Annotated in this window: 27 protein-coding genes; 15 read left to right on the forward strand and 12 right to left on the reverse strand. The window is 63.0% G+C overall.

The features are described from left to right. Positions 1–72: 72 nt before the first annotated feature. Positions 73–1,179: a TRAP transporter substrate-binding protein gene (locus GGQ67_RS20410; RefSeq protein WP_183901968.1), complete on the reverse strand. Its 1,107-nt coding sequence runs from the start codon at positions 1,177–1,179 to the stop codon at positions 73–75. A gap of 340 nt (positions 1,180–1,519) precedes the next feature. Here GGQ67_RS20410 and GGQ67_RS20415 point away from each other — a divergent pair, with 340 nt between their 5' ends. Beyond that, on the forward strand, positions 1,520–2,299 hold the full coding sequence (locus GGQ67_RS20415) for a gamma-glutamyl-gamma-aminobutyrate hydrolase family protein (protein ID WP_183901969.1): 780 nt from the start codon (positions 1,520–1,522) through the stop codon (positions 2,297–2,299). A 27-nt stretch (positions 2,300–2,326) separates the two neighbouring features. On the opposite strand, the gene GGQ67_RS20420 is transcribed toward GGQ67_RS20415, so the two are convergent. From GGQ67_RS20420 to GGQ67_RS20430, 3 genes are all read right to left on the reverse strand, one after another. Continuing rightward, on the reverse strand, positions 2,327–3,274 hold the full coding sequence (locus GGQ67_RS20420) for a 2-hydroxyacid dehydrogenase (protein ID WP_183901970.1): 948 nt from the start codon (positions 3,272–3,274) through the stop codon (positions 2,327–2,329). A gap of 56 nt (positions 3,275–3,330) precedes the next feature. After that, entirely contained in the window at positions 3,331–4,353 is a 1,023-nt protein-coding gene (locus GGQ67_RS20425; RefSeq protein ID WP_183901971.1) for a LacI family DNA-binding transcriptional regulator, read from the reverse strand. Positions 4,354–4,489: 136 nt separating this feature from the next. Further along, positions 4,490–5,002, reverse strand: a complete 513-nt coding sequence (locus tag GGQ67_RS20430; RefSeq protein ID WP_183901972.1) for a MarR family winged helix-turn-helix transcriptional regulator — start codon at positions 5,000–5,002, stop codon at positions 4,490–4,492. Between the two features lie 185 nt (positions 5,003–5,187). On the opposite strand from GGQ67_RS20430, the gene GGQ67_RS20435 reads away from it, so the two are divergent. The 5 genes from GGQ67_RS20435 (at position 5,188) to GGQ67_RS20455 (ending at position 8,957) form a co-directional block, all read left to right on the forward strand. Then, positions 5,188–5,979 carry a creatininase family protein gene (locus GGQ67_RS20435; protein ID WP_183901973.1) on the forward strand — a complete coding sequence of 264 codons (792 nt, stop codon included), beginning with the start codon at positions 5,188–5,190 and terminating at the stop codon, positions 5,977–5,979. 72 nt (positions 5,980–6,051) lie between these two features. Then, positions 6,052–6,312 (forward strand): type II toxin-antitoxin system Phd/YefM family antitoxin, encoded by a 261-nt coding sequence (locus GGQ67_RS20440; protein ID WP_018901933.1) that lies wholly within the window; start codon positions 6,052–6,054, stop codon positions 6,310–6,312. Between the two features lie 2 nt (positions 6,313–6,314). Further along, positions 6,315–6,707 carry a type II toxin-antitoxin system VapC family toxin gene (locus GGQ67_RS20445; RefSeq protein WP_343056532.1) on the forward strand — a complete coding sequence of 131 codons (393 nt, stop codon included), beginning with the start codon at positions 6,315–6,317 and terminating at the stop codon, positions 6,705–6,707. Between the two features lie 118 nt (positions 6,708–6,825). Beyond that, complete coding sequence (locus GGQ67_RS20450; protein WP_183901975.1) at positions 6,826–7,968, forward strand: CobW family GTP-binding protein; 1,143 nt, start codon at positions 6,826–6,828, stop codon at positions 7,966–7,968. Next, positions 7,968–8,957, forward strand: a complete 990-nt coding sequence (locus GGQ67_RS20455) for a WD40 repeat domain-containing protein (RefSeq protein WP_183901976.1) — start codon at positions 7,968–7,970, stop codon at positions 8,955–8,957. The genes GGQ67_RS20450 and GGQ67_RS20455 overlap by 1 nt, the downstream gene beginning before the upstream one ends. Before the next feature lie 105 nt (positions 8,958–9,062). On the opposite strand, the gene GGQ67_RS20460 is transcribed toward GGQ67_RS20455, so the two are convergent. Together GGQ67_RS20460 and GGQ67_RS20465 are read right to left on the reverse strand one after the other, a co-directional pair. After that, positions 9,063–10,070, reverse strand: a complete 1,008-nt coding sequence (locus tag GGQ67_RS20460) for a serine hydrolase domain-containing protein (RefSeq protein WP_183901977.1) — start codon at positions 10,068–10,070, stop codon at positions 9,063–9,065. A gap of 93 nt (positions 10,071–10,163) precedes the next feature. Next, positions 10,164–10,391: a DUF6719 family protein gene (locus tag GGQ67_RS20465; protein WP_246400250.1), complete on the reverse strand. Its 228-nt coding sequence runs from the start codon at positions 10,389–10,391 to the stop codon at positions 10,164–10,166. Between the two features lie 609 nt (positions 10,392–11,000). Here GGQ67_RS20465 and GGQ67_RS25535 point away from each other — a divergent pair. Next, a complete protein-coding gene (locus GGQ67_RS25535) occupies positions 11,001–11,135 on the forward strand; it encodes a hypothetical protein (RefSeq protein ID WP_018901941.1) in 135 nt (44 codons plus the stop codon). Between the two features lie 173 nt (positions 11,136–11,308). Here GGQ67_RS25535 and GGQ67_RS20470 read toward each other — a convergent pair whose 3' ends face one another. Beyond that, entirely contained in the window at positions 11,309–11,899 is a 591-nt protein-coding gene (locus GGQ67_RS20470; protein WP_183901979.1) for a GNAT family N-acetyltransferase, read from the reverse strand. 139 nt (positions 11,900–12,038) lie between these two features. After that, the gene (gene odc2 / locus GGQ67_RS20475) at positions 12,039–13,172 is read right to left on the reverse strand and encodes an ornithine/lysine decarboxylase (RefSeq protein WP_018901943.1); all 1,134 of its coding nucleotides are present in this window, start codon (positions 13,170–13,172) and stop codon (positions 12,039–12,041) included. A 570-nt stretch (positions 13,173–13,742) separates the two neighbouring features. Between odc2 and GGQ67_RS20480 the strand changes: the two genes are divergently transcribed. The 5 genes from GGQ67_RS20480 (at position 13,743) to GGQ67_RS20500 (ending at position 17,051) form a co-directional block, all read left to right on the forward strand. Then, a complete protein-coding gene (locus tag GGQ67_RS20480) occupies positions 13,743–13,937 on the forward strand; it encodes an antitoxin MazE-like protein (protein WP_210279728.1) in 195 nt (64 codons plus the stop codon). Beyond that, complete coding sequence (locus tag GGQ67_RS20485; protein ID WP_183901980.1) at positions 13,934–14,260, forward strand: type II toxin-antitoxin system PemK/MazF family toxin; 327 nt, start codon at positions 13,934–13,936, stop codon at positions 14,258–14,260. Before GGQ67_RS20480 ends, GGQ67_RS20485 begins: the two co-directional genes overlap by 4 nt. Before the next feature lie 27 nt (positions 14,261–14,287). After that, positions 14,288–15,181, forward strand: coding sequence for a LysR family transcriptional regulator (locus tag GGQ67_RS20490; RefSeq protein ID WP_183901981.1), 894 nt, complete (start codon positions 14,288–14,290; stop codon positions 15,179–15,181). 143 nt (positions 15,182–15,324) lie between these two features. Continuing rightward, entirely contained in the window at positions 15,325–15,966 is a 642-nt protein-coding gene (locus tag GGQ67_RS20495; protein WP_183901982.1) for a DUF1007 family protein, read from the forward strand. Beyond that, complete coding sequence (locus GGQ67_RS20500; protein WP_183901983.1) at positions 15,960–17,051, forward strand: nickel/cobalt transporter; 1,092 nt, start codon at positions 15,960–15,962, stop codon at positions 17,049–17,051. Before GGQ67_RS20495 ends, GGQ67_RS20500 begins: the two co-directional genes overlap by 7 nt. 55 nt (positions 17,052–17,106) lie before the next feature. Here the strand turns inward: GGQ67_RS20500 and GGQ67_RS20505 are convergent, their stop codons facing one another. The 3 genes from GGQ67_RS20505 to GGQ67_RS20515 all read right to left on the reverse strand — a co-directional run bounded on the left by GGQ67_RS20505 (position 17,107) and on the right by GGQ67_RS20515 (position 19,035). Continuing rightward, complete coding sequence (locus GGQ67_RS20505; RefSeq protein WP_183901984.1) at positions 17,107–17,322, reverse strand: hypothetical protein; 216 nt, start codon at positions 17,320–17,322, stop codon at positions 17,107–17,109. A 110-nt stretch (positions 17,323–17,432) separates the two neighbouring features. Next, positions 17,433–18,146, reverse strand: a complete 714-nt coding sequence (locus tag GGQ67_RS20510; RefSeq protein ID WP_183901985.1) for a tellurite resistance TerB family protein — start codon at positions 18,144–18,146, stop codon at positions 17,433–17,435. A 250-nt stretch (positions 18,147–18,396) separates the two neighbouring features. Next, entirely contained in the window at positions 18,397–19,035 is a 639-nt protein-coding gene (locus GGQ67_RS20515; RefSeq protein WP_183901986.1) for a 2-dehydro-3-deoxy-phosphogluconate aldolase, read from the reverse strand. A 155-nt stretch (positions 19,036–19,190) separates the two neighbouring features. Here GGQ67_RS20515 and GGQ67_RS20520 point away from each other — a divergent pair, with 155 nt between their 5' ends. The 3 genes from GGQ67_RS20520 to trhO are packed head-to-tail and all read left to right on the forward strand — an operon-like array spanning position 19,191 to position 21,560. Further along, complete coding sequence (locus tag GGQ67_RS20520) at positions 19,191–19,679, forward strand: CYTH domain-containing protein (protein ID WP_183901987.1); 489 nt, start codon at positions 19,191–19,193, stop codon at positions 19,677–19,679. Next, on the forward strand, positions 19,657–20,565 hold the full coding sequence (locus GGQ67_RS20525; RefSeq protein WP_183901988.1) for a CHAD domain-containing protein: 909 nt from the start codon (positions 19,657–19,659) through the stop codon (positions 20,563–20,565). Before GGQ67_RS20520 ends, GGQ67_RS20525 begins: the two co-directional genes overlap by 23 nt. 59 nt (positions 20,566–20,624) lie before the next feature. Further along, positions 20,625–21,560, forward strand: coding sequence for an oxygen-dependent tRNA uridine(34) hydroxylase TrhO (trhO, locus tag GGQ67_RS20530; protein WP_183902034.1), 936 nt, complete (start codon positions 20,625–20,627; stop codon positions 21,558–21,560). A 33-nt stretch (positions 21,561–21,593) separates the two neighbouring features. On the opposite strand, the gene GGQ67_RS20535 is transcribed toward trhO, so the two are convergent. Next, positions 21,594–23,804, reverse strand: coding sequence for a bifunctional diguanylate cyclase/phosphodiesterase (locus GGQ67_RS20535; RefSeq protein WP_183901989.1), 2,211 nt, complete (start codon positions 23,802–23,804; stop codon positions 21,594–21,596). Positions 23,805–23,808: the final 4 nt, after the last annotated feature.

Consider the following 23,808-nt stretch of genomic DNA (forward strand, 5'->3'; position numbering starts at 1 on the left):
GAGGGCGCAACACGTTAAGCCCCTCCCCCTTGTGGGGAGGGGTTGGGGCGGGGTCTTTTCAGGAACTCGAGCTCAGATCTTCCCGGCCCGCTGCTGGATCATCATGAACGTGTCGAACGTATATTCCGACAGCTGCATCCACAGATACGCGTCGCGCTTGAACGCCGTCTGATCCTCGTAGATCTTCTTGAAGTAGGGATTGGACGCCGAAATCTCGCCGTAGATGCCGATCGAGGCCTGGAAGCAGGCTTCCATGATCTCCTGGCTGAAGGGCCGAAGCGTCGCGCCCTCGGAGACCAGCTGCTTGAGCGCCGGCGGGTTCTTCATGTCGTACTTCGCCATCATGTTGGTATTGGCGAAGGCGCAGGCATCGGTCAGCGCCGCCTGGTAGTGCTTGGGCAGGCTGTTCCACTTTTCCAGGTTGAAGAAGGCATGCACCGTCGGGCCACCCTCCCACCAGCCGGGATAGTAGTAATACTTCGCGACCTTGTGCAGGCCGAGCTTCAGGTCGTCATAGGGACCGACGAATTCCGAAGCGTCGATCGTGCCCTTTTCGAGAGCCGGATAGATGTCGCCGCCGGCAATCTGCTGCGGGATGACGCCGAGCTTGCTGATCACCTGGCCGGCGAGCCCGGCGATGCGCATCTTCACGCCCTTGAGATCGTCCAGCGTATTGATTTCCTTGCGGAACCAGCCGCCCATCTGGGCGCCGGTATTGCCCGCCGGCAGGCCGTAAATGCCCTGCGTGGCATAGAATTCGTTCATCAGCGTGTTGCCGTTGCCCTCGTAGAACCAGGCATTGGTCAGGCGCCCGTTGAGGCCGAAGGGAATGGCGGTGCCGATCGCGTAGGTCGGGTCCTTGCCGACGAAATAATAGGAGCAGGTATGCGCCGCTTCCACCGTTCCGGCGCTGACCGCATCGGCCGCCTGCAGGCCGGGAATGATCTCACCGGCGGCGAATGGCTGGATGGTGAAGTTGCCGTTGGTGGATGCTGCCAGATGCTTGGAAATATCGTCGGCAGCGCCATAGATCGTGTCCAGGCTCTTTGGAAACGACGAGGTCATGCGCCAGGCGATCTTGGGATTTTCCTGGGCGATCGCGGGCGCCGCCAGAGCCGAGGCGGCAACGGCGCCGACGCCCGCTGTTCCTGCCTTCTTGAAGAATGAACGACGATCCATCAAAAACCTCCCATGGTTGGTTCTGCGAGGCCAAACTCTCCCCACCCGCAGCACGACGGGAAGCTAAGCATGCGGACGCAGGCGATTCAAGCGCCGGCTCATTAGTCTTTGGGATCACGACACCAATATGGCGAGTGGCGCATTTCGATCGGAATCAGCGACTTAGTCGGACGATAGACGCCCACCCCGCCACCCTGCCGCAATTTCGCCGGACGTATCGCGCAATCCTGCTTTCCGGAAACCCTGCCTTTCTGGGAGCCCCGCCTTTTTAGGAAACGTTGACTTCCGCCCCGTTCTGGTTTCTCAAATGAGCGACACAGGATCGTCCTCAGGATAGACAATGACCAAGCCCATCGTCGCCGTTCCCGCCGATATCCGCAGCTTTGACGGCGCCACCTGGCATGCCGTGCAGCACCAATATGTCCGCGCCGCGCTGAACGCGTCAGGGGTGATGGCCTTCATCATCCCGGCCTTCGAGGAAGGCTACGACATCGACGCCATTCTCGATCGCGTCGACGGCGTCCTGGTCTCGGGCTCGGCGAGCAATGTCCACCCGGCGCGCTACGGCAAGGAGGCGACCGACGCCGACGGCCCCTTCGACCCTGCCCGCGACGCCACCTCGCTGCCGCTCATCCGCCGCGCCATCGACCGCGCCATTCCGCTGCTCGCCATCTGCCGCGGCATCCAGGAATTGAACGTCGCGCTCGGCGGCACGCTGGCGAGCGAAATCCAGGACCAGCCCGGCATCTGGGACCACCGCAAGCCCGCTGACGTCGACCGCGACGGCATGTACGCCATCCGCCAGAATGTCATGGTCCGCGAGGGCACCTGCATCGCAGGCATCGTCGGCTCCGGCGAGATCAAGGTGAACTCGCTGCACCGCCAGGCGATCGCCGAAACCGCCCCCCGCCTTGCCGTGGAAGCCGTGGCCGAGGACGGCACGGTCGAGGCCGTCTCCGTCATCGACGCCAGGGCTTTTGCCGTCGGCGTGCAATGGCATCCCGAATACTGGGCCGAAACCGACAAGCCCTCCAACCAGCTCTTCACCGCCTTCGGCGACGCCGTCCGCGACTACGCGGCGGCCAAGCTGCCTGTGACGGCCGCGAAGGTGGTGGCGTAAGGCGAGGAAAGCGCCGCCGCCGACCCATCATCCCTTGACGGGCGTCTCCGCCACCGGCGTCAACGGCTTGCGCGCGTCAAACCACCCAACCAGATTGTCGACCACCAGATCGGCCATGGCGTTGCGTGTTGGCACCGAGCCGGAGGCGAGATGTGGCAGGAGGACGGCGTTGGGCAGCGCCATCAGGGCGGACGGCACGTTCGGTTCGTCGTAGAAGACGTCGAGACCGGCGGCGCCCAGCGCGCCCGAGGACAGTGCCTCGACGAGCGCATCCTCGTCGACCGTCCAGCCACGCCCGACATTGACGAACACGCCATCCGGCCCGAGCGCCTTCAAGATACCGGCGTTGACGGTCTTGTGCGTCTGCGGCGTCTTCGGAACAATCGATATCATCGTGTCGACGGCGTCCGCCAGGCCCTCCAGCGTCGGATAGTAGTCATAGGGCAGCGCGTCGTTGCGCGTGCGGGTGTGATAGCTGATCTTCACCTTGAACGGCTCCAGCCGCTTGGCGATTTCCTGTCCGATGCGGCCAAGGCCGTAGAAGCCGACATGGCGGCCCTTCAGCGAAAACCGCGACAGCGGATAGTTCTGCCCCGGCTTCCAGTTGCCGGCCCGCAGCCAGTTTTCGGCGCGCGGAAACTCGCGGATGGTGTTGATGAGCAGCCCGATCGCCGTATCGGCCACTTCGTCGTTGAGGACATCGGGCGTGTTCGTGACGACAACGCCCCTGGTGGCGGCATGCCTGGCGTCGACATTGTCGTAGCCGACGCCGAAGCTCGAGATCAGTTCCAGATTGGGCAGCGCGTCGATATCGGCCGCCGCGAAGGTGCCGGAGACGGCGACGCCGCGAATGCGGCTGGCGGTCGCCGCATCGAGCGAGCCGGCGTCCGCCTCGATGACCTCGAAACCATCCTTCAGGCGCGCCAGAACGCGCTCGTGCATTTTCCCCGGAACGAGAACAGCGGTACGGGACATTGCTTTTCCTCTTCGATTGTCGCGCGCCCTTGATGAAGCGGGATAAAGGGCGGGGATTATGACCGGGGCCGGAAGGGGCTGGTCGATTGGCGGATGCGCATCTCGGGCTTGATGAGATGGATGCCGTCGGGTTCGTGGCTGCCGGAGAGGCGATCGAGCAGCGCGCGCGCGGCGAGCCTTCCGACTTCGGCCTGGCCGTTCCACACGGTGGTCAGCGCCGGCATCGAAATCGACGCCTCCTCGAGATCGTCGTAGCCGGTCACGGAAATATCGGCGCCTGGCACCAGGCCGGCGCGGGCGATGCCGTTCATCAGGCCGATGGCGACGAGGTCGTTCCAGCAGACGGCCGCCGTCGGCTTCTGCGGCAGCGACAGGAAGTGCACCGCCGCCTCGAAGCCGCCCTGCATCGAGCGGGGGCCGGGAATGCGCAGGCCGGGATCGACCTCGATCTCCGCCTTGCGCAGCGCGTTGACATAGCCCTGGTAGCGGTCGCGGCCGGTGGACGTCTGGTCGGTGCCGCCGATCATCGCGATCGAGCGGTGGCCGAGGCCGATCAGATGGTTGGTGGCAAGCGAAATACCGTAGCTGTCGTCGCCGCGATAGGTCGGCAGATCCGACCCCTCCATCGAGCGGGCGACCAGAATGGCCGGCATGCCGTTATCCTCGGCAAGCTGCATGTCCTCCGGCGGCGTGCCGATCGCCGGCGACATGATGACCCCATCGCCGCCGAGCTGCAGCAGCGTCTCGATGAAGGTGCGCTGCTTTTCGACCGAATCGTAGTGGTTGGACAGAATGAAGGTCTGTCGGCTGCGGTCGAGCTCGCTTTCGATCGCCTTCAGGATTTCCCCGTAGAACGGGTTCATGATGTCGTGCACGACGACGCCGATGATGCCCGAGCGCGAGGTGCGCAGGCTGGCCGCGCGGCGATTGTAGATATAGCCGAGCGCGCGCGCCTGTTCCTTGATCTTGTCGCGGGTGGCGCCGGCGACCAGGGGGCTGTCACGAAGTGCCAGCGATACGGTTGCGGTGGAAATGCCGAGCGTTTCGGCGATCGTCGAAAGCTTGATCTTCTGCGCCACTATGCCTCCCGGTTCGCGCGGAAAGACGAAGACGCGCGACGATTACATGCGCCCGACCGACGATGGGTCGAGCGTCCTTAAAATATTTAATTAAAAGATTAAACCGGATCGGGCAATTTCTAATTTCACGAAACCGTCAGATTTCATCGGGCTCGTCGAGGACGATGGCGTCCGCCTGCAGATTGCCGTCGATCGCTTTGAGAAGCCGCACCAGATTGCGGATTTCCTTCTCGGAGAAATCGAGCGTCGCCAGCCGATCGCAGGCCGACGAGGCCTGCTCGATGGCATCGACGCTGCCGCGGCCGAGATCGGTGAGGTAGACCTTGGTCAGGCGCGCGTCGTCGGCATCGGCCTTGCGCTCGAGAAAGCCCTGCGCCTCCATGCGGCCGATGGTGCGCGTCATGGTCGGCGCCTTGACGCCGAGCTTTTGCGCCAGCGCGCCCGCCGTCATGCCGTCGGTTTCGGCAAGCGACGTGATGACGCCATCCTGCCCGGCATAAAGCCCGCTCTCCAGAAGGTTGCGGGACAGAACGGTGCGCATCGACCGGGCGGCCTGCGTCAAAGCCGGCGAAAGATCGACCACCGTATACTCGGTCTGGTCCTTCTTCTTCGACTTCTGCTTCTTGCCGTCCTTGTGCTTCTTACCCATCGCCGTCCCTTTGATCTTGCCGCTCCCCGCGCCCGTTTGAGGTCGGAGGGGACGGCAACAGTTTCGTTTGGCGCCTAAGCCTTCCCCCAAATCCATTTTGATTTAAAGGCTTATGCATTAAGCATTGAGATCGTTGCGCTATGACATTGCGCATGATCTCGTCATAAACAAGAGGCCTTAGCCGGATGAACGCGCAAGCGACCGAGTTCGACGACAGCGATCCGCAATTTTCTCGCGCAGGACGCGATCGGCACATCGTCGTTCTGCCGCTTGGCGCCCACGAGCAGCACGGCCCCCACCTTCCATTCGAGACCGACACGCTGATCGCCGATGGCATCGTTAGCAGGCTCAAGGACGCGCTTCCCGAAAGTCTCGATGTCACCTTCCTGCCGACGGAATCAGTCGGCTACTCAATCGAGCATATGGATGTGACAGGAACGCAAACGCTCACCTACGGCGAAGCGATCGAACGCTGGCTCGCCATCGCGGCAAAACTGTCCGGGCAGGGCATCGGCAAGTTCGTCATGCTCAACGCCCATGGCGGCAATTCTCCGCTGATGACTGTTGTCGCGACAGAAGCCCGCGTGCGCTTCAACATGCTGGCCGTCGCCACCAGCTGGACCCGCTTCGGCCGTCCCGATGGCGTGATCTCTACGGAGGAGAAGGCGATCGACATCCACGGCGGCGACATCGAGACCTCGGTGATGCTGGCGCTGCATCCCGACAGGGTGGACATGGCCAAGGCCGAAAACTTCCCCTCCCGCCAGGCCGATTTCGCCGCCCGCTACAAGCACCTGCGCGCCTATGGCCCCCACGCCTTCGGCTGGAAGATGTCCGATCTCAACGATAAGGGCGTCGCCGGCAACGCCACCAAGGCGACCGCCGAAAAGGGCGAGGCGCTGATCGCCCATGCGGTGAAGGGCCTGGTGGAATTGCTGGAGGATGTGGATGCCTTCGACGTGGACACGCTGAGATAGCGGACCGCTTGTATCGGCCCGGTGTTTTCATCATATTGATTGTAATCGCAGTGGCTCACCAAGGAGGCCCGCATGCGCATTTCCGTGAAAGAGGCTGAAGGGCAGCTGACCGAACTGGTCCGCCTTGCCAATCAGGGCGAAGAGATCGTGCTGACGCAGGATGGTCGTCCTAGCGCGCGTATAACACCGTTGAAAAAGCCCCTGAGCGCAGAAGAGAAGTCACGAATCTTCAATGAGGTCAGGGAGCGCGTCAGAAAAATGGATCTTCCGCCGGGTCCCGACGCCGCTCATAGCCAGGACTTTTTGTATGACGAGTACGGTCTGCCAAAGTGATTGTGGTCGACACGTCCGCGCTCATGGCCTTCATCGCGAGTGAGCCCGCCGCAGAACAGTGCCAGGCTATCCTGGAGCGAGAGCGGGAAATACTGATGTCAGCGGCAACCGTGACGGAGGCGCTGATCGTGGCTGAAGGCCGAGGCATCTCAGCCGATATGCGCTATATCATCGAGACATCAGTCACTGAGATCGTGGAACTGACATCAAACCGCGCCGAACTTGCGGCGGACGCCTATCGCTTGTGGGGCAAAGGCTTTCACCCAGCCTATCTTAACTTCGGCGATTGTTTCTCCTATGCCACCGCCAAGGAATTCGACTGCCCGCTGCTCTACATCGGCAATGACTTCTCAAAGACCGACGTGAAATCGGCGATTCCGCGCTCCACGCCGTAATGTGATCTTATAACATACGAATCTCTTTGAACTGCCGCACGGCACCCCTTATATGAGACGACGAATTTGAAAGACCCGGGAGAAAACCCCGAGCAAGCCCCTACCTATCGAGGTTCTCATGACCGACGCCGTTCCGACGCAAGCAAAGCCCATCCCCGTCACCGTTCTCACCGGTTACCTCGGCGCGGGAAAGACGACGCTGTTGAACCGCATCCTGACGGAAGCGCATGGCAAGAAGTATGCCGTCATCGTCAACGAGTTCGGCGAGATCGGCATCGACAACGATCTGATCGTCGAGTCCGACGAAGAGATCTACGAGATGAACAACGGCTGCGTCTGCTGCACGGTGCGCGGCGACCTGATCCGCGTCGTCGAAGGCCTGATGCGCCGCCCCGGCCGCTTCGACGGCATCATCGTCGAGACCACGGGCCTTGCCGATCCGGTGCCGGTCGCCCAGACCTTCTTCATGGATGACGACGTCCGCGCCAAGACCGAACTCGATGCCGTCGTGGCGCTGGTCGATGCCAAGCACCTGCCGTTGCGCCTGAAGGACAGCCGCGAGGCCGAGGACCAGATCGCTTTCGCCGACGTCGTGCTGATCAACAAGACCGACCTCGTCACCCCGCAAGAGCTGGCGCAGATCGAGGATGTCGTGCGCGCCATCAACCCGTCGGCCCGCGTCTACAAGACCAGCCGCTCCGGCGTCGATCTCGCCCGCGTGCTCGACCAGGGCGCCTTCAACCTGGAACGCGCGCTGGAAAACGACCCGCACTTCCTCGACCACGATCATGATGACCATGTCTGCGGCCCGGATTGCGGCCACGACCATGGCCACCATCACCATGCGCACGACCATGATCACGATCATCATGACCATGATCATGACCACGGGCACGACCATCACCACCACGATCATGGGCATGACCACCATCACCATGGCGCCGTCTCCCCGATCCATGACGTGACGGTGCAGTCGGTTTCGCTGCGCGGCGGCGAGATGAACGCGGACCGCTTTTTCCCCTGGATCCAGAAGATCACCCAGACGCAGGGCCCGAACATCCTTCGCCTCAAGGGCATCATCGCCTTCAAGGGCGATCCGGAGCGTTATGTCGTTCAGGGCGTGCACATGATCATCGAGGGCGACCACCAGCGCCCCTGGAAGGACGGCGAGAAGCATGAGACCCGTCTCGTCTTCATCGGCCGCGAACTCGACCGCGAAAAGCTCGAAGCCTCCTTCAAGGCGTGCGAGGCCACTGCCTGATGCCGACTGTTGCTCCGTTTGATCTCGACGGCCATATCCTGGCCGTCGAATTTTTGGGTGATACCCCCTTCTTCGCCAGCGCCACCGGCACGTTTCACCGGCTGGATGGTTCTGAAAAGGTCACCGAAGCCCATCAGGGCATGCTGACCTGCATCCGCGATCCCTATAGCGAAAGCCTGATTTCAGGCGGCGAGGACGGCAAGGTGCTGCGGATCGCGGCCGATGGCGGCGTCACCGAGCTGGCGCATGCGCCGCGCAAGTGGATCGCGCAGCTTGCCGCCGGCCCGCAGGGCGCCATCGCCTATTCCCACGGCAAGAGCGCGATCGTGCGGCTCGCCGATGGCACCACCCGCGAATTCACCGAGGAACGCACCGTCGAAGGCCTCGCCTTCGCGCCCAAGGGGATGCGCGTCGCCGCCGCCCGCTATAATGGCGTCTCGCTGCATTGGGTGGCGGGCGATGCAAAGCCCGTCGATCTCGAATGGAAGGGCGCCCATACCGGCGTCACCTTCTCGCCGGATGGTAACTTCCTCGTGACGACAATGCAGGAAAACGCGCTGCACGGCTGGAAGCTCGACAGCAAGCCTGGCTCGGACGCCCGCCACATGCGCATGACCGGCTACCCCGCCAAGGTCAAGTCGCTCTCCTGGTCGGCCAAGGGCAAGTGGCTGGCATCTTCGGGCGCCCCCGCCGCCATCGTCTGGCCCTTCCAGGGCAAGGACGGCCCGATGGGCAAGGCGCCGCTCGAACTCGGCACCCGCGCCAACATCATGGCCACCTCGGTCAAGTTCCACCCCGCCGAGGATATACTCGCCATCGGCTTCATCGATGGCATGATCCTGGCCGTTCGCCTCAACGACAGCAAGGAAGCGCTGCTGCGCCGCCCCGGCAAGGGCGCCATCACGGCGATGAGCTGGAGCAAGAACGGCAAGCTGCTGGCCTTCGCTTCGGAAGCCGGCGATTGCGGCGTGGTCGATATCGCCGCGTGAGGCATAGCTCCCGGAACCGGTCGCCGGTTTCGGGAGAACAGACTTGGAGACAAAGGGCTTGAAACCGGACGGACCGCGCCGCCGCCGGCTATCTGAAGAGCTTGCTCAGACAGGGCGCGAGGCCGCGATGATCTCGGACAGAAAGCCGTGCAGGGCATCGCGGTAGCCTGTTCTCGCCGAGGGGCCGTTTTCGTCGGATATCATCACGACGGTCAGCTTCAGCGACGGCACGATGTAGAGCATCTGGCCGCCGTACCCCCAGCCGAAATGCACCTGCTCGCCGCCGATCTGCCGCGAGAACCAGCCATAGCCATAATCATCGCCCGAGAAATGCGAATTGGTTCGGCGCTGCCATGACTGGACCACCCAGTCGGCGGGAACGACCTGCGTGCCGTCCTTGGTCCTGCCTTCGTTGCGGTAGAGTTCGCCGAAGGCAAGCAGCGAGCGAGCCGTCATCGCCATCTGATTGCCGCCGAGATAGATCCCCTGCGGATCGCGCTCCCATGCGCCGATGCGAAAGCCATCGACGGGCGCCAGCCACTCCCGCGCCAGGGCGAGCGTCGATTTGCCCCCGACCTTGGTCAGGATCGCCGAGAGGAGATGTGTCGAGGCGGTGGAATAGAGCATCTGCCCGCCCGGCTCGTCGGCGAATGGCTGCGAAAGCGCGAACCGCACCCAGTTGCGTGACGACACGAAACGCCCGTAATCAGGGCCGGACAGCCGGCCGAGCCCGGCCTGCATCGACAGCAGGTTGCCGATCGTGATCTGCGCGAGCCTCGGATCGGCATTGTCAGGCAGATCGGCCTTCAGGATCGGCGCGATCTTCTGGTCCGGTCCTTCGAGCAGCCCCTTGCCGATGGCGATGCCGACAAGAGCCGAGACAATCGACTTTGAGGCCGACTTGATATTGACCGATTCCCCCGGCGAATGGTCGCGATAGCCGCGTTCCGCGATGATCTCGCCGTCCCTTGCGACGATCACGGCCTTTAGCGGCCGCAGATCCTCGCGCGACGAACCGGCATCGAGAAGCGTGGCAACCGGGTTCTGCTGCTGCGCGACGGCGACAACGGGCAAGAGCGACAGGATGGCGAGGAGTGCGCGGCGCTTGATCATGCGCCATTATCTATGACGGACGGGCGACCAAATCAGCGACCGTCCGATCCGTATCACGTGGATGTGAAGCCATATGATCGCCTCGAGCCACGATCACGGCTTCACGCACTCGCGCTTCAGCTGGTTTCGCCGCTGCGGCTTCGAGTATTTGGCGATCATGCCGGCCCCGCATTTCTTGTCGTCGAAATAGACGGATGTGCCGGGTGGCAGGTTCTCCAGCGTCGGCTTCGTCGTCACGGTCTGCGTTGCAGCCATGGAGCCGGAAGCGCTTGAAAGCACAAGCAGGCAGGCGCCGGAAAGGCAAAGGAATAGAGACCGCATCATATGTTCGCCCTCACATTTTAGTTATGACTAAAATACAATTCCACGGAATCGTTTCCCCGGCAAGTCATCCGATCGGCGGGCAGCACGAAGGGCCGCGCGCGGTTTGTCCGCGACGGTGAAAAAGGGGAGAAGGCAGGCGGTCGAGGTATGGATAGTGAGTGTCAGGCTGGTCCGCCTGCCCGATCGCTTGAGGCTTTCCGGCTTCATCAGACCGACAGGAGCGTCTCTCGATCTGGCGTCCCCGGACGAATCATCTGCCCTGACGGCATCTGATCCAACCCTTCGCGACCGTCACCGAGCGCCGAATTATGAACGGAGACCGAACCGGTTCATGAACCCGGCTCCCTGCTCGATGACGCGTTCATGATGCGCCGACCCTACGCCATGGGGATGATTCTCGCCTATATTTTCATCCATATGATTGTTTTTTCTGCGTTTTATTAGAACGAAAAGTGAATTTCTTCCCCACAAAGGCGAAGCTGCGGTGTTGCTAAAATATCGTTAAAATTTACCGTCACAGATTTTTGTTCATCTGGCGTTCAGAAAACTCTTGGGAAAGGCGACTTTTGCGCTCACATTACACCTCTAGGAACTAGGAGTGCATGAATGATTCTTAAGGCCACAGCCGCAGCGACCATATTCGCGGTCTATGCTTTCACGATGTTTTTCATCGCCGCCATACCGGATAATATCGTTCAGACTGCCGGGACACAGTTGGTCGACGCCAGCGTCGTGAAGTAAGCGTCGTCAAGCAATCGCCGTTAGAAACGGGCGAAGCGAATACAGAGGGACAACAGTCCGCCGGCTCTTCCGGCGCCCCTTCAAACTGATTTCCTGAAACTGGAAATGAAAAAGCCCCTCCCCTGACCCATGGGGAGAGGCTCTGCCGGACAAGGCCCCGGACATGGCTTGAGTCAAGCCGCCCTGCGGACCGGCGCGCTGGTCAGCATCCGCCCCGTGGGCACGATCATGCCGGCCGCGCCGTCAAGCCAGCCTTCGACAAGCTCGAGCGCCAGAAAGCGCGAGCGTTCGAACGGACCGGGCATGACGAGATGCTGAGCCTTCGCGGCGAAGAAGCCGAAACGCTCGTAATAAGGGGCATCGCCCACAAGCAGGATCGCGCCGTGACCGCGGGTCTTGGCTTCCAGCATGGCGGCGCGCATCAGCGCCGAGCCGACACCCTTGCCCTCGAAGCTGGCATCGACCGCCAGCGGTCCGAGCAGCAGCGCGTCGATGGCCGTGCCATCGGCATTGACGCCGGCTTCGATGTTCCACAGGCGCACGGTGCCGATCACGTGACCGTCGCGATCACGCGCGACCAGCGCCAGGCCTTCGGCCGGCACGCGGCCACGGCGGATCTTTTCCGACGACTTGCGGCGGCGGTTCGGGCCCATGGCGCGATCGAGCAGGGTCTCGCGCGCAACGACATCGCCGGCATTTTCGGCGTCGATGGTGAAAATGGAATGCGCAAAGAATGCGCGGACAGAATCAAGAACAGCGGCCATCTTGGCCTCCCGTACCCAAAACCGTTATCAGCGGCGGTGAATATGAATTGTGAAGGTGCCGCCCCGGCTGGCTACGGGGCAAGCGTCGTCTTTACTGGCACATAAGCCTTTCTCGGATCTGCGATCCGAGGGTCATGTGCTAGATAATGTAGGCCTTCAGCGGCTCGAAGCCGTTGAACGCGACCGCCGAGTAGGTGGTCGTGTAGGCGCCGGTGCCTTCGATCAGGATCTCGTCGCCGATCGAGAGAGTGAGCGGCAGCGGGTAGAGATTCTTCTCATAGAGCACGTCGGCCGAATCGCAGGTCGGGCCGGCGATGACGCAGGGCTCCATTTCGTCGCCGTCGCGCTCGGTGCGGATCGGGTAACGAATGGCTTCGTCCATCGTTTCGGCCAGACCGCCGAACTTGCCGATGTCGAGGAACACCCAGCGAGCGGCGTCGTTGTCGGACTTCTTCGAGATCAGCACGACTTCCGTCTTGATGACGCCGGCGTTGCCGACCATGCCGCGGCCCGGCTCGATGATCGTCTTCGGCAGGTTGTTGCCGAAGTGGTCGCGAAGGCTCTGGTAGATCGCACGACCGTAAGCTTCAGCCGACGGAACGTCGCGCAGGTACTTGGTCGGGAAACCGCCGCCCATGTTGACCATCTGCAGGTGGATGCCCTGCTTGGCCAGCTGGACGAAGACGCGCTTGGCATCGGCAAGAGCCGAATCCCAGGCATCGACCTTGGTCATCTGCGAACCGACGTGGAACGACACGCCGTAGGATTCGAGGCCGAGCTGATGCGCGTAGACGAGAACGTCGACGGCCATCTGCGGCACGCAGCCGAACTTGCGCGACAGCGGCCATTCGGCACCTTCGCCATCGGTCAGAACGCGGCAGAACACGCGGGCGCCGGGAGCGGCACGCGCGATCTTCTCGACTTCCTCGTGGCTGTCGACCGCGAACAGGCTGACGCCGAGCGCATGCGCGCGGGCAACGTCGCGTTCCTTCTTGATCGTGTTACCGTAGGAGATACGGGCAGCGGTCGCACCGGCGTTGAGCGCCATTTCGATTTCGGCGACGGACGCGCAATCGAAGTTGGAGCCCATGTCGGCGAGCAGCTTCAGGACCTCAGGAGCCGGGTTCGCCTTGACGGCGTAATAGATGGCGCTGTCAGGCATGGCGTGACGGAACGCGGAGAAATTGTCGCGCACGACGTCGAGGTCGACCACGAGGCAGGGACCGTCGGGACGTCGGGTTGCGAGAAAGTCGCGGATGCGCTGAGTGGTCATATCGATTCCCTTTTCAATTCCAGAGCTCCGGAAAAACCGAAGGACAAAGGGCAGCCGATCACTCGCATAGGAACCAGCCGGTGGAGACCCCGGAACCTTAGCAAGCGCTCGAATGCGCGAATGATGAATCAACGCCGCGAAAGCGACATGGATCCGGCTTTGTCTGCCATGGATTGGAGGGAGTTCCCTACCGCACTTCCGGCAATGAAGGTGTGCCTCTTCAGTAACCCCCGCTGATGGAAAGCAGGGAGAGAACAAAAAGGCCCGCACCGTCGTTGCTTCAGGCGTCCTCGCATTTTCCGGTTGGCCGGAATAGCGACTGGAGGGGTTAATTCCAGGTACCTTACCGATTTCCTCACCAATTCGAGGGCTCGGCGGACACCCATGGGCACGTGCGACTTTGGGCTGAGGTCGAGATAAGAATATTCGCCGTCATAATCAAGAGTTTTTTTGACCCCGGGCAAAAAACTTGGTCCACCGGGAAAGTCAGCGAATCTTGCGGGTAGAGCCGTAACGCGTTACACTTCCGTGGTCATCAAGGAGGATGCCGTGACGGCCGCCGCAGAACGAATGAGGGCATTGAGGGAACGCAGGAAGGCGAACCACTTGCGCGAGGTACGCATCGTGGCCCTCGACGCGCGCTCGCCGGAAGTTCGCAAGCAAATCGCCGAACAGGTGGCGGCTCTCAACAAGGACGAGGAACGCGAAATCCTCGAATGGATGGAAAAGGTTGCCGATCTGAGCGGCTGGACCTGGCCGGAATGAGGCGTGGCGACGTTGTTGTCGTTGCCATTCAGGGCGACTATGGAAAGCCGAGACCGGCGGTCGTTGTGCAGACCGATGCCCTAGCACAAGACTACCCCTCCGCCGTCGTCTGTCCGATCACTTCATCAATCGTGGATCTCAAATTCCGACCAGTTCTCGAAGCAAGCCAGGGAACCGGCCTGCGCATTCGCTCCCAAATCATGACAGACAAAATCATTGGAGTGCCTCGCGAGAAAGTCGGCAAGATTATCGGACGACTCTCCGAGAGCGAAATGCGGGAACTGGACGCCGCGCTTTCATTCGTTCTCGGCCTAGTGGATTGACCCCTTACAATTGGATTCTTTTATCTCATGGACACCCTCACCCGCATCCGCGCCTTCATCGACGTCGTCGAAGCCGAGGGCTTTTCCGCCGCCGCCCGCAAGACCGGCCGGTCCAAGGCGCTGTTGTCCAAATATGTCCGCGAGCTCGAGGATGAGCTCGGCGCGCTGCTGTTGAACCGCACCACCCGCCAGTTCTCGATGACCGAGGCCGGCCACACCTATTATCGCACAGCTTCCGACATCCTGAAGGAGATCGACAACCTCGCCGATCTCGTGCGCGAGAACAACGCGCAGCTGAAGGGCAAGTTGAAGATCTCGGTGCCGCGCACCTATGTCGATGCCGATGTCGGCCAGTCACTGATCGATTTCGCCCGCGAGAACCCGGATCTGCAGCTGGAGATCGCCGCCGACGACCGCTTCGTCGACCTGATCGAGGAGGGCTTCGACGTCGCGATCCGCGTCACCAAGCTCGAGGATTCAGGCATGATCGCCCGCAAGATCTCGGATTTCCGCATCCATCTCTGCGCCACGCCGGAGTTCCTGGAGCGTCACCCGCAGTTGCAGAACCCGGCCGATCTCTCCAACGTGCCCTTCATCATCGATACCAATTCGCGAACCCAGGGCAGCATCCGCTTCCAGAACCCGGACGGCACCTCGTTCGCCGTCGCGGTCTCCGGCCCGATCGAGGTCAACAGCCCGCATGCGACGCTGCGCGCGGCGCTGTCGGGCATCGGCATCGCCTTCATTCCCGATTTCATCGCCCGCAAGCCGATCGAGAGCGGCGAGCTGGTGACGCTCTTCAACGATTATATCGCCACCGATCGCGGTATCTACGCGGTCTATCCGCATCGCCGCTATCTGCCGGCCAAGGTGCGCATTTTCGTCGACTATCTCTATAATTGGTTCAAGAAGCACCCGTGAGCCGGCGCCGGGGGAGTTGAGGTCCCAATTCGGTCCCATTTGCCGGCAAGATCGCATCATCTGATTTGGGCCGCCCTATCAGGATTTATCGCCTCCCGAGACTGGAATTCTGGCCCGAACCCTGGACACGAAGTTAGCGCCCCATGAAGATATCGATGTTCCTGGCATCAGGCTTTCTGACGCTCGTCCCCGCCACGGCCTTCGCGCATCCGCACATCTTCGTCGAGGCTCGCCTCGAGGTCGTCGCCGGCGATGACGGCAATGTCGCCGAATTCCGCAACGTCTGGCGCTTCGACGAGGTCTTCACCTCCTCGGTCGTCATGGATTTCGACAAGAACACCGACCTGAAGCTCGATCCGAACGAGCTCGCCGAAGTCGGCAAGACGGTCCGCGATTCACTCGTCGACTATGACTACTACATGAACCTGACGATGAACGGGAAGAACGTGACGGTTCAGAAGCCCGACATCATCCATGTCGATTACCGCAACGGCCAGTTGCTGATGTTCTTCGCCGTCAAGCCCGCCGAGACGATGCCGCTCAAGGGCGATCTTGCCTTCGGCGTCTACGATCCGACGCTCTACACCTCTATCGATTTTCCGACCGACGACGAGCTGGTCCTCGTCGGCGACGCGTTCAAGACCTGCAAGCACCATGTGGTCAGGCCCGATGCCGACCAGGTGATCTCGCAGAACAAGCAGTCGCTGACCGCCGCCTTCTTCAATGATCCGACCGGCACCAACATGGCGAAGCTCTTCGCCACCAAGCTGGAGGTCACATGCTGAGGCGCAAGCCGGCGCGCGTCCTTTGGCCGGCCGGCCTGCTCTTCGTGACCGGCCTCGCCGCCGCCCATGCGCAGTCTCCGCTCGGCATCGGCACCGCCGAGCCGAGCTTCCAGCCCTCCGGCGGCCCGCTGGCGCCGCTGTTTCTCTACGTCAACCAGGAGCAGCAGGGCTTCTACCGCGCACTCACCGGCGCGCTGAAGGCGATGCGCGAGGACCCCTGGCAGCTGACGACGCTGATCGGCCTGTCCTTTGCTTACGGTGTGTTCCACGCCGCCGGCCCCGGCCACGGCAAGGCCGTCATCTCCTCCTACATGATCGCCAACGAAATCGAGCTGAAGCGCGGCGTCGCCATCTCCTTCATCTCGGCCTTCGTTCAGGGGCTGGTGGCGATCCTGCTGGTCGGCTGCGCCTTCCTGCTGCTGCGCGGCTCGGGCATCACGCTCACCATGGCCACGCAGGCGATGGAGATCGCAAGCTTCGTCATGGTCATCCTCTTCGGCCTGTGGCTGCTGCTGCGCAAGCTGCGCGCCATCGTGCCGGCCTTCCGGCCGCGGCGGGAAGCGCTGGCCTCCGGCCCCGTCGGCATGATGCTCGACTGGCAGGACGCGGGAGCGAGAGGCGAGAACACCTCCTACGCCTTTGGCGAGGCCCAGGCTGCGAAGGCCGGGCACAAGTTCATCTCGGGCATGGCCTGCGAGACCTGCGGCCAGTCGCACATGCCCGATCCGGCGATGCTCGGCGCGGAAACCTTCAGCATCCGCGAGGCATGGTCGGCGATCGTGGCCGTCGGCCTGCGCCCCTGCTCCGGCGCGCTGCTGGTCCTGACCTTCTCGCTGCTGAACGGCCTCTATCTCGGCGGCGTGCTCTCGGTCTTCGCCATGTCGCTCGGCACCGCCATCACCGTCGCCATCCTCGCCACCCTTGCCGTCACCGCCAAGGGTACCGCCATGCGCCTTGCCGGCCCTGGCTCGCGCCTCGCGAACCGGGTGGGCAACGGCATCGAACTCCTGGGCGCGCTGCTTGTCATCGTGATGGGAGCGCTGTTGCTCGGCGCATCGCTGCAGGGCGTGGGGTTTGGTGGGTAGGTTTGATTGATGAGGGGGCCACGCGGCACAACCTAAATGAAGGCTACCCTAACCCTCACCCACCCCGTCGCCGCTGATACCGCGCCCGGAGCCAAAACACCGCGAAGAACGCCATCACCAGGCACCCGCCGACAGCGGTCGCCAGGACCGGCGAGTAGTTGCCGATCCACAGCACGATCGACGGCAGGAAATAGATGACGAGGCCGGCGCAGACAAGGATGATCGCGGCGGCGATCGCCGGAGAGCGGTGCGAGGGTTGCGGATCGGCCATGCGTCTGTCTCCTGCGGGTCAGGACAAACGGCTTAGGCCAGCCGCCCGCGAAAGGCAACTGGCCGCGATACGGCAGGCTTGATGCCGTCGGATGGCGATCACCGCCGGCGTCAGGCCGTGACCTTGGCCGACGACACGGTGGCGTCGATGTGATCGAGCAGCGCGTCCGGAAGGCCGAGACGACCGGCCAGCAGGTCGAGGTAGCCGCGTTCGGCGCGGGTATCGGGATTGATCGTCAGGCGTGTCGCGGTATAGAGCTCGACCTTCTGCTCCTCGGTGCGCGCGGCGGCCACGAGATCATCGATATCGACAGGGTTGGCGAGTTCGTTGCGCAGGAATGCCTCGGCTTCCGAGCCGAGATCGACTTCCTTCACCTTTTCCATGATGTTGGCGCGCTCGGCATCGTCGATATGGCCATCGGCCTTGGCGGCGGCGATCATCGCGCGGATCAGCGTCAGGGCGAAATCGTTGGAGAGCTGCGGCCCTTCCAGGCTGAAGGCCGAATCCGGCGGCGGAAGCGCGATGGGCTGGCCCATGGCGGCGCCGGGCTGCGGCGCGACATCGAGCGATTTGCCCGACTGATAATTCTTGTAGGCGAGATAGCCGAGCCCGGCGATGGCGGCGAGCCCGCCGATCGTCGCGACGTTGCCGGCAAGCTTGCGTCCGGTCTTGGTGCCAAGGACCGCCGTCGCCAGCGCTCCGGCCTTCCATGGATTGTTCCTGGCCATCTCGATCGCGCCACCCGCCCGGCCGCGAACGCTGCCGCCCATGCCCGGGATCTGCGATCCCAGAAACTGCTCGAGAAGTTTCTTCGCGTCGAACATGCCTGATCGTCTCCTTTTTCCGTTCCTGGGGAGATAGGGGCGACCAAGCCTGAATTCAAATAACGGTTGCGTTAGGGCAGCCCCTACCGGCCTGCGACACCGCGTGCGGCAAAGCCCCTTCCGGCCTGCCGGCCACCTTCCCCACAAGGGGGAAGGAGACTCGTGGCCGCCCCGCAGCTAAGCCCCTCCCCCTTGTGGGGAGGGGTTGGGGAGGGGTCTTAGCCAAGAAGCGAGAACCCTCGAGGCCGCCTCAGCCCTTCAGCGCGAAGGCCTCGGCGGCGAGCCTGGTGATGCCGGCCCAGTCGCCTGAAGCGATCAGTTCCTTCGGCGCGACCCAGGAGCCGCCGACGCAGATGACGTTGGGCAGCGACAGGTAATCGCGGGCGTTCTTCAGCGAGATGCCACCGGTCGGGCAAAACAGCGTGCCAGCGAGCGGCGAGGAGAACGCCTTGAGCATGGCCGCACCGCCGGCCTGCTCGGCCGGGAAGAACTTCAGCACCTGGTAGCCCTCTTCGCGCAGCGCCATGACTTCGCTGGCGGTCGCGGCACCCGGCAATAGCGGCACGGCGGAATCGCGCGCCGCGTCGAGCAGCTCCTGCGTGGTGCCGGGGCTGACGATGAACTTGGAGCCGGCGGCAACCGCCGCTTCCCAATGCTTGGCGTTGAGAATGGTGCCGGCGCCGACCTCGGCACCCTCGACCTCGTCGGCCACGGCGCGAACCGTGTCCAGCGCTGCCGGCGTCCGCATGGTGATTTCGATCGCCTTCAGACCGCCCGCGACGAGCGCCCGCGCCAGCGAAACGCCCGACTTGACGTCGTCGACGATCAGAACAGGCACGACGGGCTGCAGTTTCAGGATGGAAAGGAGTTTCTCTGTCTTTTCGCCCATGGCCGTGGTTCCTTTGAAACGATTTAATTCCGGCCACCGGAATAGACCTACCGCTAAAGTTTGTCGAGACCGCAACCATCTTTGGAACGGAATGGGTATCAACCTCAGCCAATTTGCGCTAGCCTACCCGCCGTCGTCAAAGAGGTTCATCGGTCATGGCAAAAGAGATCGAGCGGAAATTCCTGGTACGCAGCGATGGCTGGCGCTCGGGCGCCACGGCGAAGTCTGTCCTCAGACAGGGCTACATCGCGTCCATGGATGATCGCTCGGTGCGGGTGCGCATCATCGACAGGAAGAGCGCCCGGCTGACCACCAAGATCGGCCGCAGCAAGATGACCCGCGACGAATTCGAATACGAGATCCCGGTCAGCGACGCCGAAGAACTGCTCGATGCGGCGATCGGCATCGTCATCGAAAAGACCCGCTACCGCGTACCCTATGAGGGCTACGTCTGGGAGGTCGACGTTTTCGCCGGCCGGCATCGCGGCCTCGTCATCGCCGAGGTCGAGATGGGGTCGGAAGCCGAACGGCCGGCGCTTCCCGCCTGGCTCGGCCGCGAGGTCACCGGCGATTTCAGATACTCAAATCAGGCATTGGCAACCGAATTTGAGCACGACCGGCATGCCCTTCAGCATACGGCCTGACCGGTCCTTCAAATCACAGTTCCGCAAGCTCGCCCGGCGCCAACTGCGCCATGCGATCGACGTGCTCGAAACGCGCCCCGAGGGCACCGACCACGCGATCCATGAAGCACGCAAGCGGCTGAAGCGAGTGCGCTCGCTCTACCGCCTGGTCGCGAGCGCCGTGCCGAAATTTTCCGCCCGCGAGAACATCCGGCTGCGCGGCATCGCGCGATCCTTGTCATCCCTGCGGGATGCGGCGGCCCTGGTCGAGACGGCCACCTATCTCCACGAGCGCGCCCGCGACAGCGACGAGGCCGAGGCGCTCGGCCGCATCGTCACGGCGCTCAGCGCCCGGCGCGATCGATTGATCGCCGCAAGGCGGGATCCCGAAAAGGTCGTCTCGGACACCATCTCGGCGCTGAAACGGGCGATCGCGGCACTCGACGACGTCAGCCTCAAGGGCGGGCACCGCAGGCATGGCCGGCTTCTGGCGCATGGGTGGGACACCACGGTACGCAAGGCGCGCAAGGCGCTGGCCGCCTGCGAAGGACATGTCTCGGCCGAGGCCTTTCATACACTGCGCAAGCGCACGCAGGATTACCGCGCCTATCACAAGCTGCTCAATCCGCTCTGGCCGACCGCCATGAACGCCAAATACGAGGCGGCGAGCGCGCTGGTGGACATGCTCGGCCGCATCAACGATCTCGAACTCTTGTGCGAGCTGGTCGAGACCGAGCATCACCATTTCGAGAATGCCGACGACCTCGCGCATCTGCTCTACGCCATCATCTTCCACCAGCAGCAGGGCCGCCACGATGCGCTGGATCGCGCCGAGCGCATCTTTGGCGACGATGCGGATGACGAGGCGATGCGTATCGAGATGCTCTGGATCGCCTTCGGCGGCTGAATATTGGCCGCACCCGCGGGCGATTGCGCTTGAGCACCGAAAGCTGTATTTCCAGCCGCATGACCGACACATCGACCCATCAGGCGACGAGCCCTTTCCTCGTCGCGGCCCTTTATCATTTCGTTTCCGTGCCGCACTTCGAAAGCCTGCGCGCGCCGCTGCAACAGCTATGCGAGGATAATGGCGTCAAGGGTACGCTGCTGCTCGCCCATGAAGGCATCAACGGCACCATCGCCGGGCCGGATGCGGGCATTGTCGCGGTGCTGGCCCATCTGCACGCCATGCCGGAATTCGCCCGCCTCGAGCACAAGGAAAGCCGCGCGTCGAAAATGCCCTTCGTGCGCATGAAGGTGAAGCTGAAGAAAGAGATCGTGACGATGGGCGTCGACAACATCGACCCCAACAAGATCGTCGGCACCTATGTCGCGCCGAAGGATTGGAACGCGCTGATCTCCGATCCCGATACGATCGTCATCGACACCCGCAACGATTACGAGACGGCGATCGGCATCTTCAAGGGCGCCGTCGACCCGAACACCAAGACCTTCCGCGAATTTCCTGATTGGGTGAAGAACAACACCGGCCTGCACAACAAGCCGAAGATCGCCATGTACTGCACCGGCGGCATACGCTGCGAGAAGGCCACCGCCTTCATGAAGGAGCAGGGCTTCGAGGAGGTCTACCACCTCAAGGGCGGCATCCTGAAATATCTGGAGGAAGTGCCGCAGGAAGAAAGCCTCTGGGAAGGCGCCTGCTTCGTGTTCGACGAGCGCGTTTCGGTCGAGCATGGCTTGAAGGAGGGCGGCCACAAGCTCTGCCATGCCTGCCGCAATCCGATCACCGCGGAAGAGATCACCTCGGACAAGTACGAGGAAGGCGTGTCCTGCAGCCAGTGCTACGACAGCCGCACCGAGGAGGACCGACTGCGCTTCCGCCAGCGCCAGCTGCAGGTCGCGCTCGCGAGGAAACGCGGCCAGAAGCACATCGGCACCTGACAGGGTCGGCTTAGTTTCTGGATAACGGCCCGATCAGGCGGCGTTGACGCGCCGCCCGCCGGCCTTGCGCGCACGCGCTTCCATCAACCGCTCGGTGATGTCGTCGGCGGAGACCGGCTTGCTGAAGAAGAAGCCCTGCAGCGTATCGCAACCGAACTGCGATGCGATATCGGCCTGCTCCGGCGTCTCGATGCCCTCGGCGGTGACGGGAATATCGAGCGAGCTGGCGAGCGCCACGGTCGCCTTCAGCATTTCGCGCTGGCTCTCGCTGTGCTCGATATCCATGATCAGCGAGCGGTCGATCTTGATGCGGTCGAAACCGAACTGCCGGAGATAGCCGATCGACGAAAAGCCCGAGCCGAAGTCGTCGAGCGCGATCTTGACGCCAAGCGTTTTCAGCTGCTCGATGGATTGGCGCGTCCGCTTCGGATTCTGGATCATGTAACCCTCGGTCACCTCGAGCGTCACCCGCTTGGCCTCGATCTCCGTCTGCCGCAGCACGTAACGCACGTAATCGGTGAAGGCCGGATTGCGGAACTGGCCGGGCGAGACGTTGACGGCGATCTTCAGTTCCGGCCATTGCTTGGCGGTCTCGCAGGCCTTGCGCAGCACGAACAGTCCGAGCGCCTCGATCAACCCGCTGGTCTCGGCGACCGGAATGAACACATCGGGCGACACCGGCCCGTGACCGGGGCGGTTCCAGCGCACCAGGGCCTCGACGCCGACCATCTCGTTGCTGTCGGCGCCGATCAGCGGCTGGTAGGCAAGCGTCAGATCCCCGCCCTCGATCGCCTGGCGCAGGTCGAGTTCCAGCGCGTTGCGTTCCTCGCGATCGGCATCCATGGCGGGATCGTAGAGCGTCATGCGGGCGCGGCCGGCTTCCTTGGCCTTGTACATGGCGAGATCGGCGCGCCGCACCAGCTCCTCGCGATCGACCTTGCCACCGGGCGAAACCGCGATCCCGATGCTGGCGCCAATGACGACCACCCGGCGACCGATTTCCAGCGGCTCGGCCAGGAAATCGAGAATATGCTCGGAAAGCTGCAACGCCGCCGCATCGGCGCGCGGCGAGGCGAAGACGATGGCGAATTCGTCGCCGCCGATGCGGGCGAGCACGGCGCCCTCGGGGATCAGCACTTTCAGGCCCGCCGCCACCGCCCGGATCAGCTGATCGCCGGTGCCGTGGCCGTAGGAATCGTTGACCTCCTTGAAGCCGTCGAGATCGAGATAGAGAAGCTGGACATTGTCCTCGGTCTGCCGGGCCGATGCCACCATCGCATCGACGGAGACGCGCAGGCCGTCGCGGTTCAAGAGCCCGCTCAGCCGGTCGCGAAGCGCTTCCTCGCGGGCGACGATCTCCTCGCTCTTAAGCCGGCGCCCGGCAAGCCAGCCGATGATCAGCAGCACGACGAAGAACAGGCCGACGAGGCAGAGCGCCTGCACCACCTGCCGGCGCACGTCGGCGTAACCGACATCGCCGGGGGCGCGCGAGGTCCAGATCAGCTTGCCGAGCGACACGCCGAGCGTATCCTCGATCGGCACGGAATAGGCGGCCTCGCGATCGGCGGCGACCAGCTGCAGTCCGCCTATGACATAGGTCTTGCCGATCTCGTCGATCTTGGCGGCATCGAGATGGCGGATGAAGATGAGATAGCGCTTCTTGCCGGCGCCGGCGGCCGGCGCGCCGGACTTCTGCCGCACCAGCGCCACGCCGCCGACGGCGATGCCGGATTGCGTGCGGATGAAACCGGATGCCTCGGGGACATCCCGAGGCCCGGCGGCCTTCACCTTGTCGAACAGCGCCCAGAGAGCCGGCGAGAAAAACTCCTCCAACGCGCCGTCCATCGGCTTGCCGTCGCGGTAGACCATGATCGGCGTCTTGTCCTCGTCGATGACGACAGCCATGTCGAACAGCGCGCTGTTGACGGACATCTCGCCGTAGTTCGACACCGTCCAGTCCATGCCATCGGTGGCGTAGACATTGGTGGCGGCATCGTCCCATGCCGCGTAATCGTTGAGCGTGGCGCCGAGTTGCGAGACGAAATTGTGCAGCGCGCCGGAAATGGTCTCGCGCGAGCGCTCGTCATCCAGCACGTTGGACTTCTGCGCCACGTGACCGAGCGCGTTGAGTACCATCATCGTCACGACCGCGACGACGACGGCGAACGAAAACAGCACCCCCGCCACGGTGGTGTGGCGACCGGCACCCAGAATCGCGCTGCGTGTGCTGAAGATCGATGGCATGCAT

Origin of the sequence: Rhizobium metallidurans, from assembly GCF_014196505.1 — a bacterium.
GTDB lineage: Bacteria > Pseudomonadota > Alphaproteobacteria > Rhizobiales > Rhizobiaceae > Rhizobium > Rhizobium metallidurans.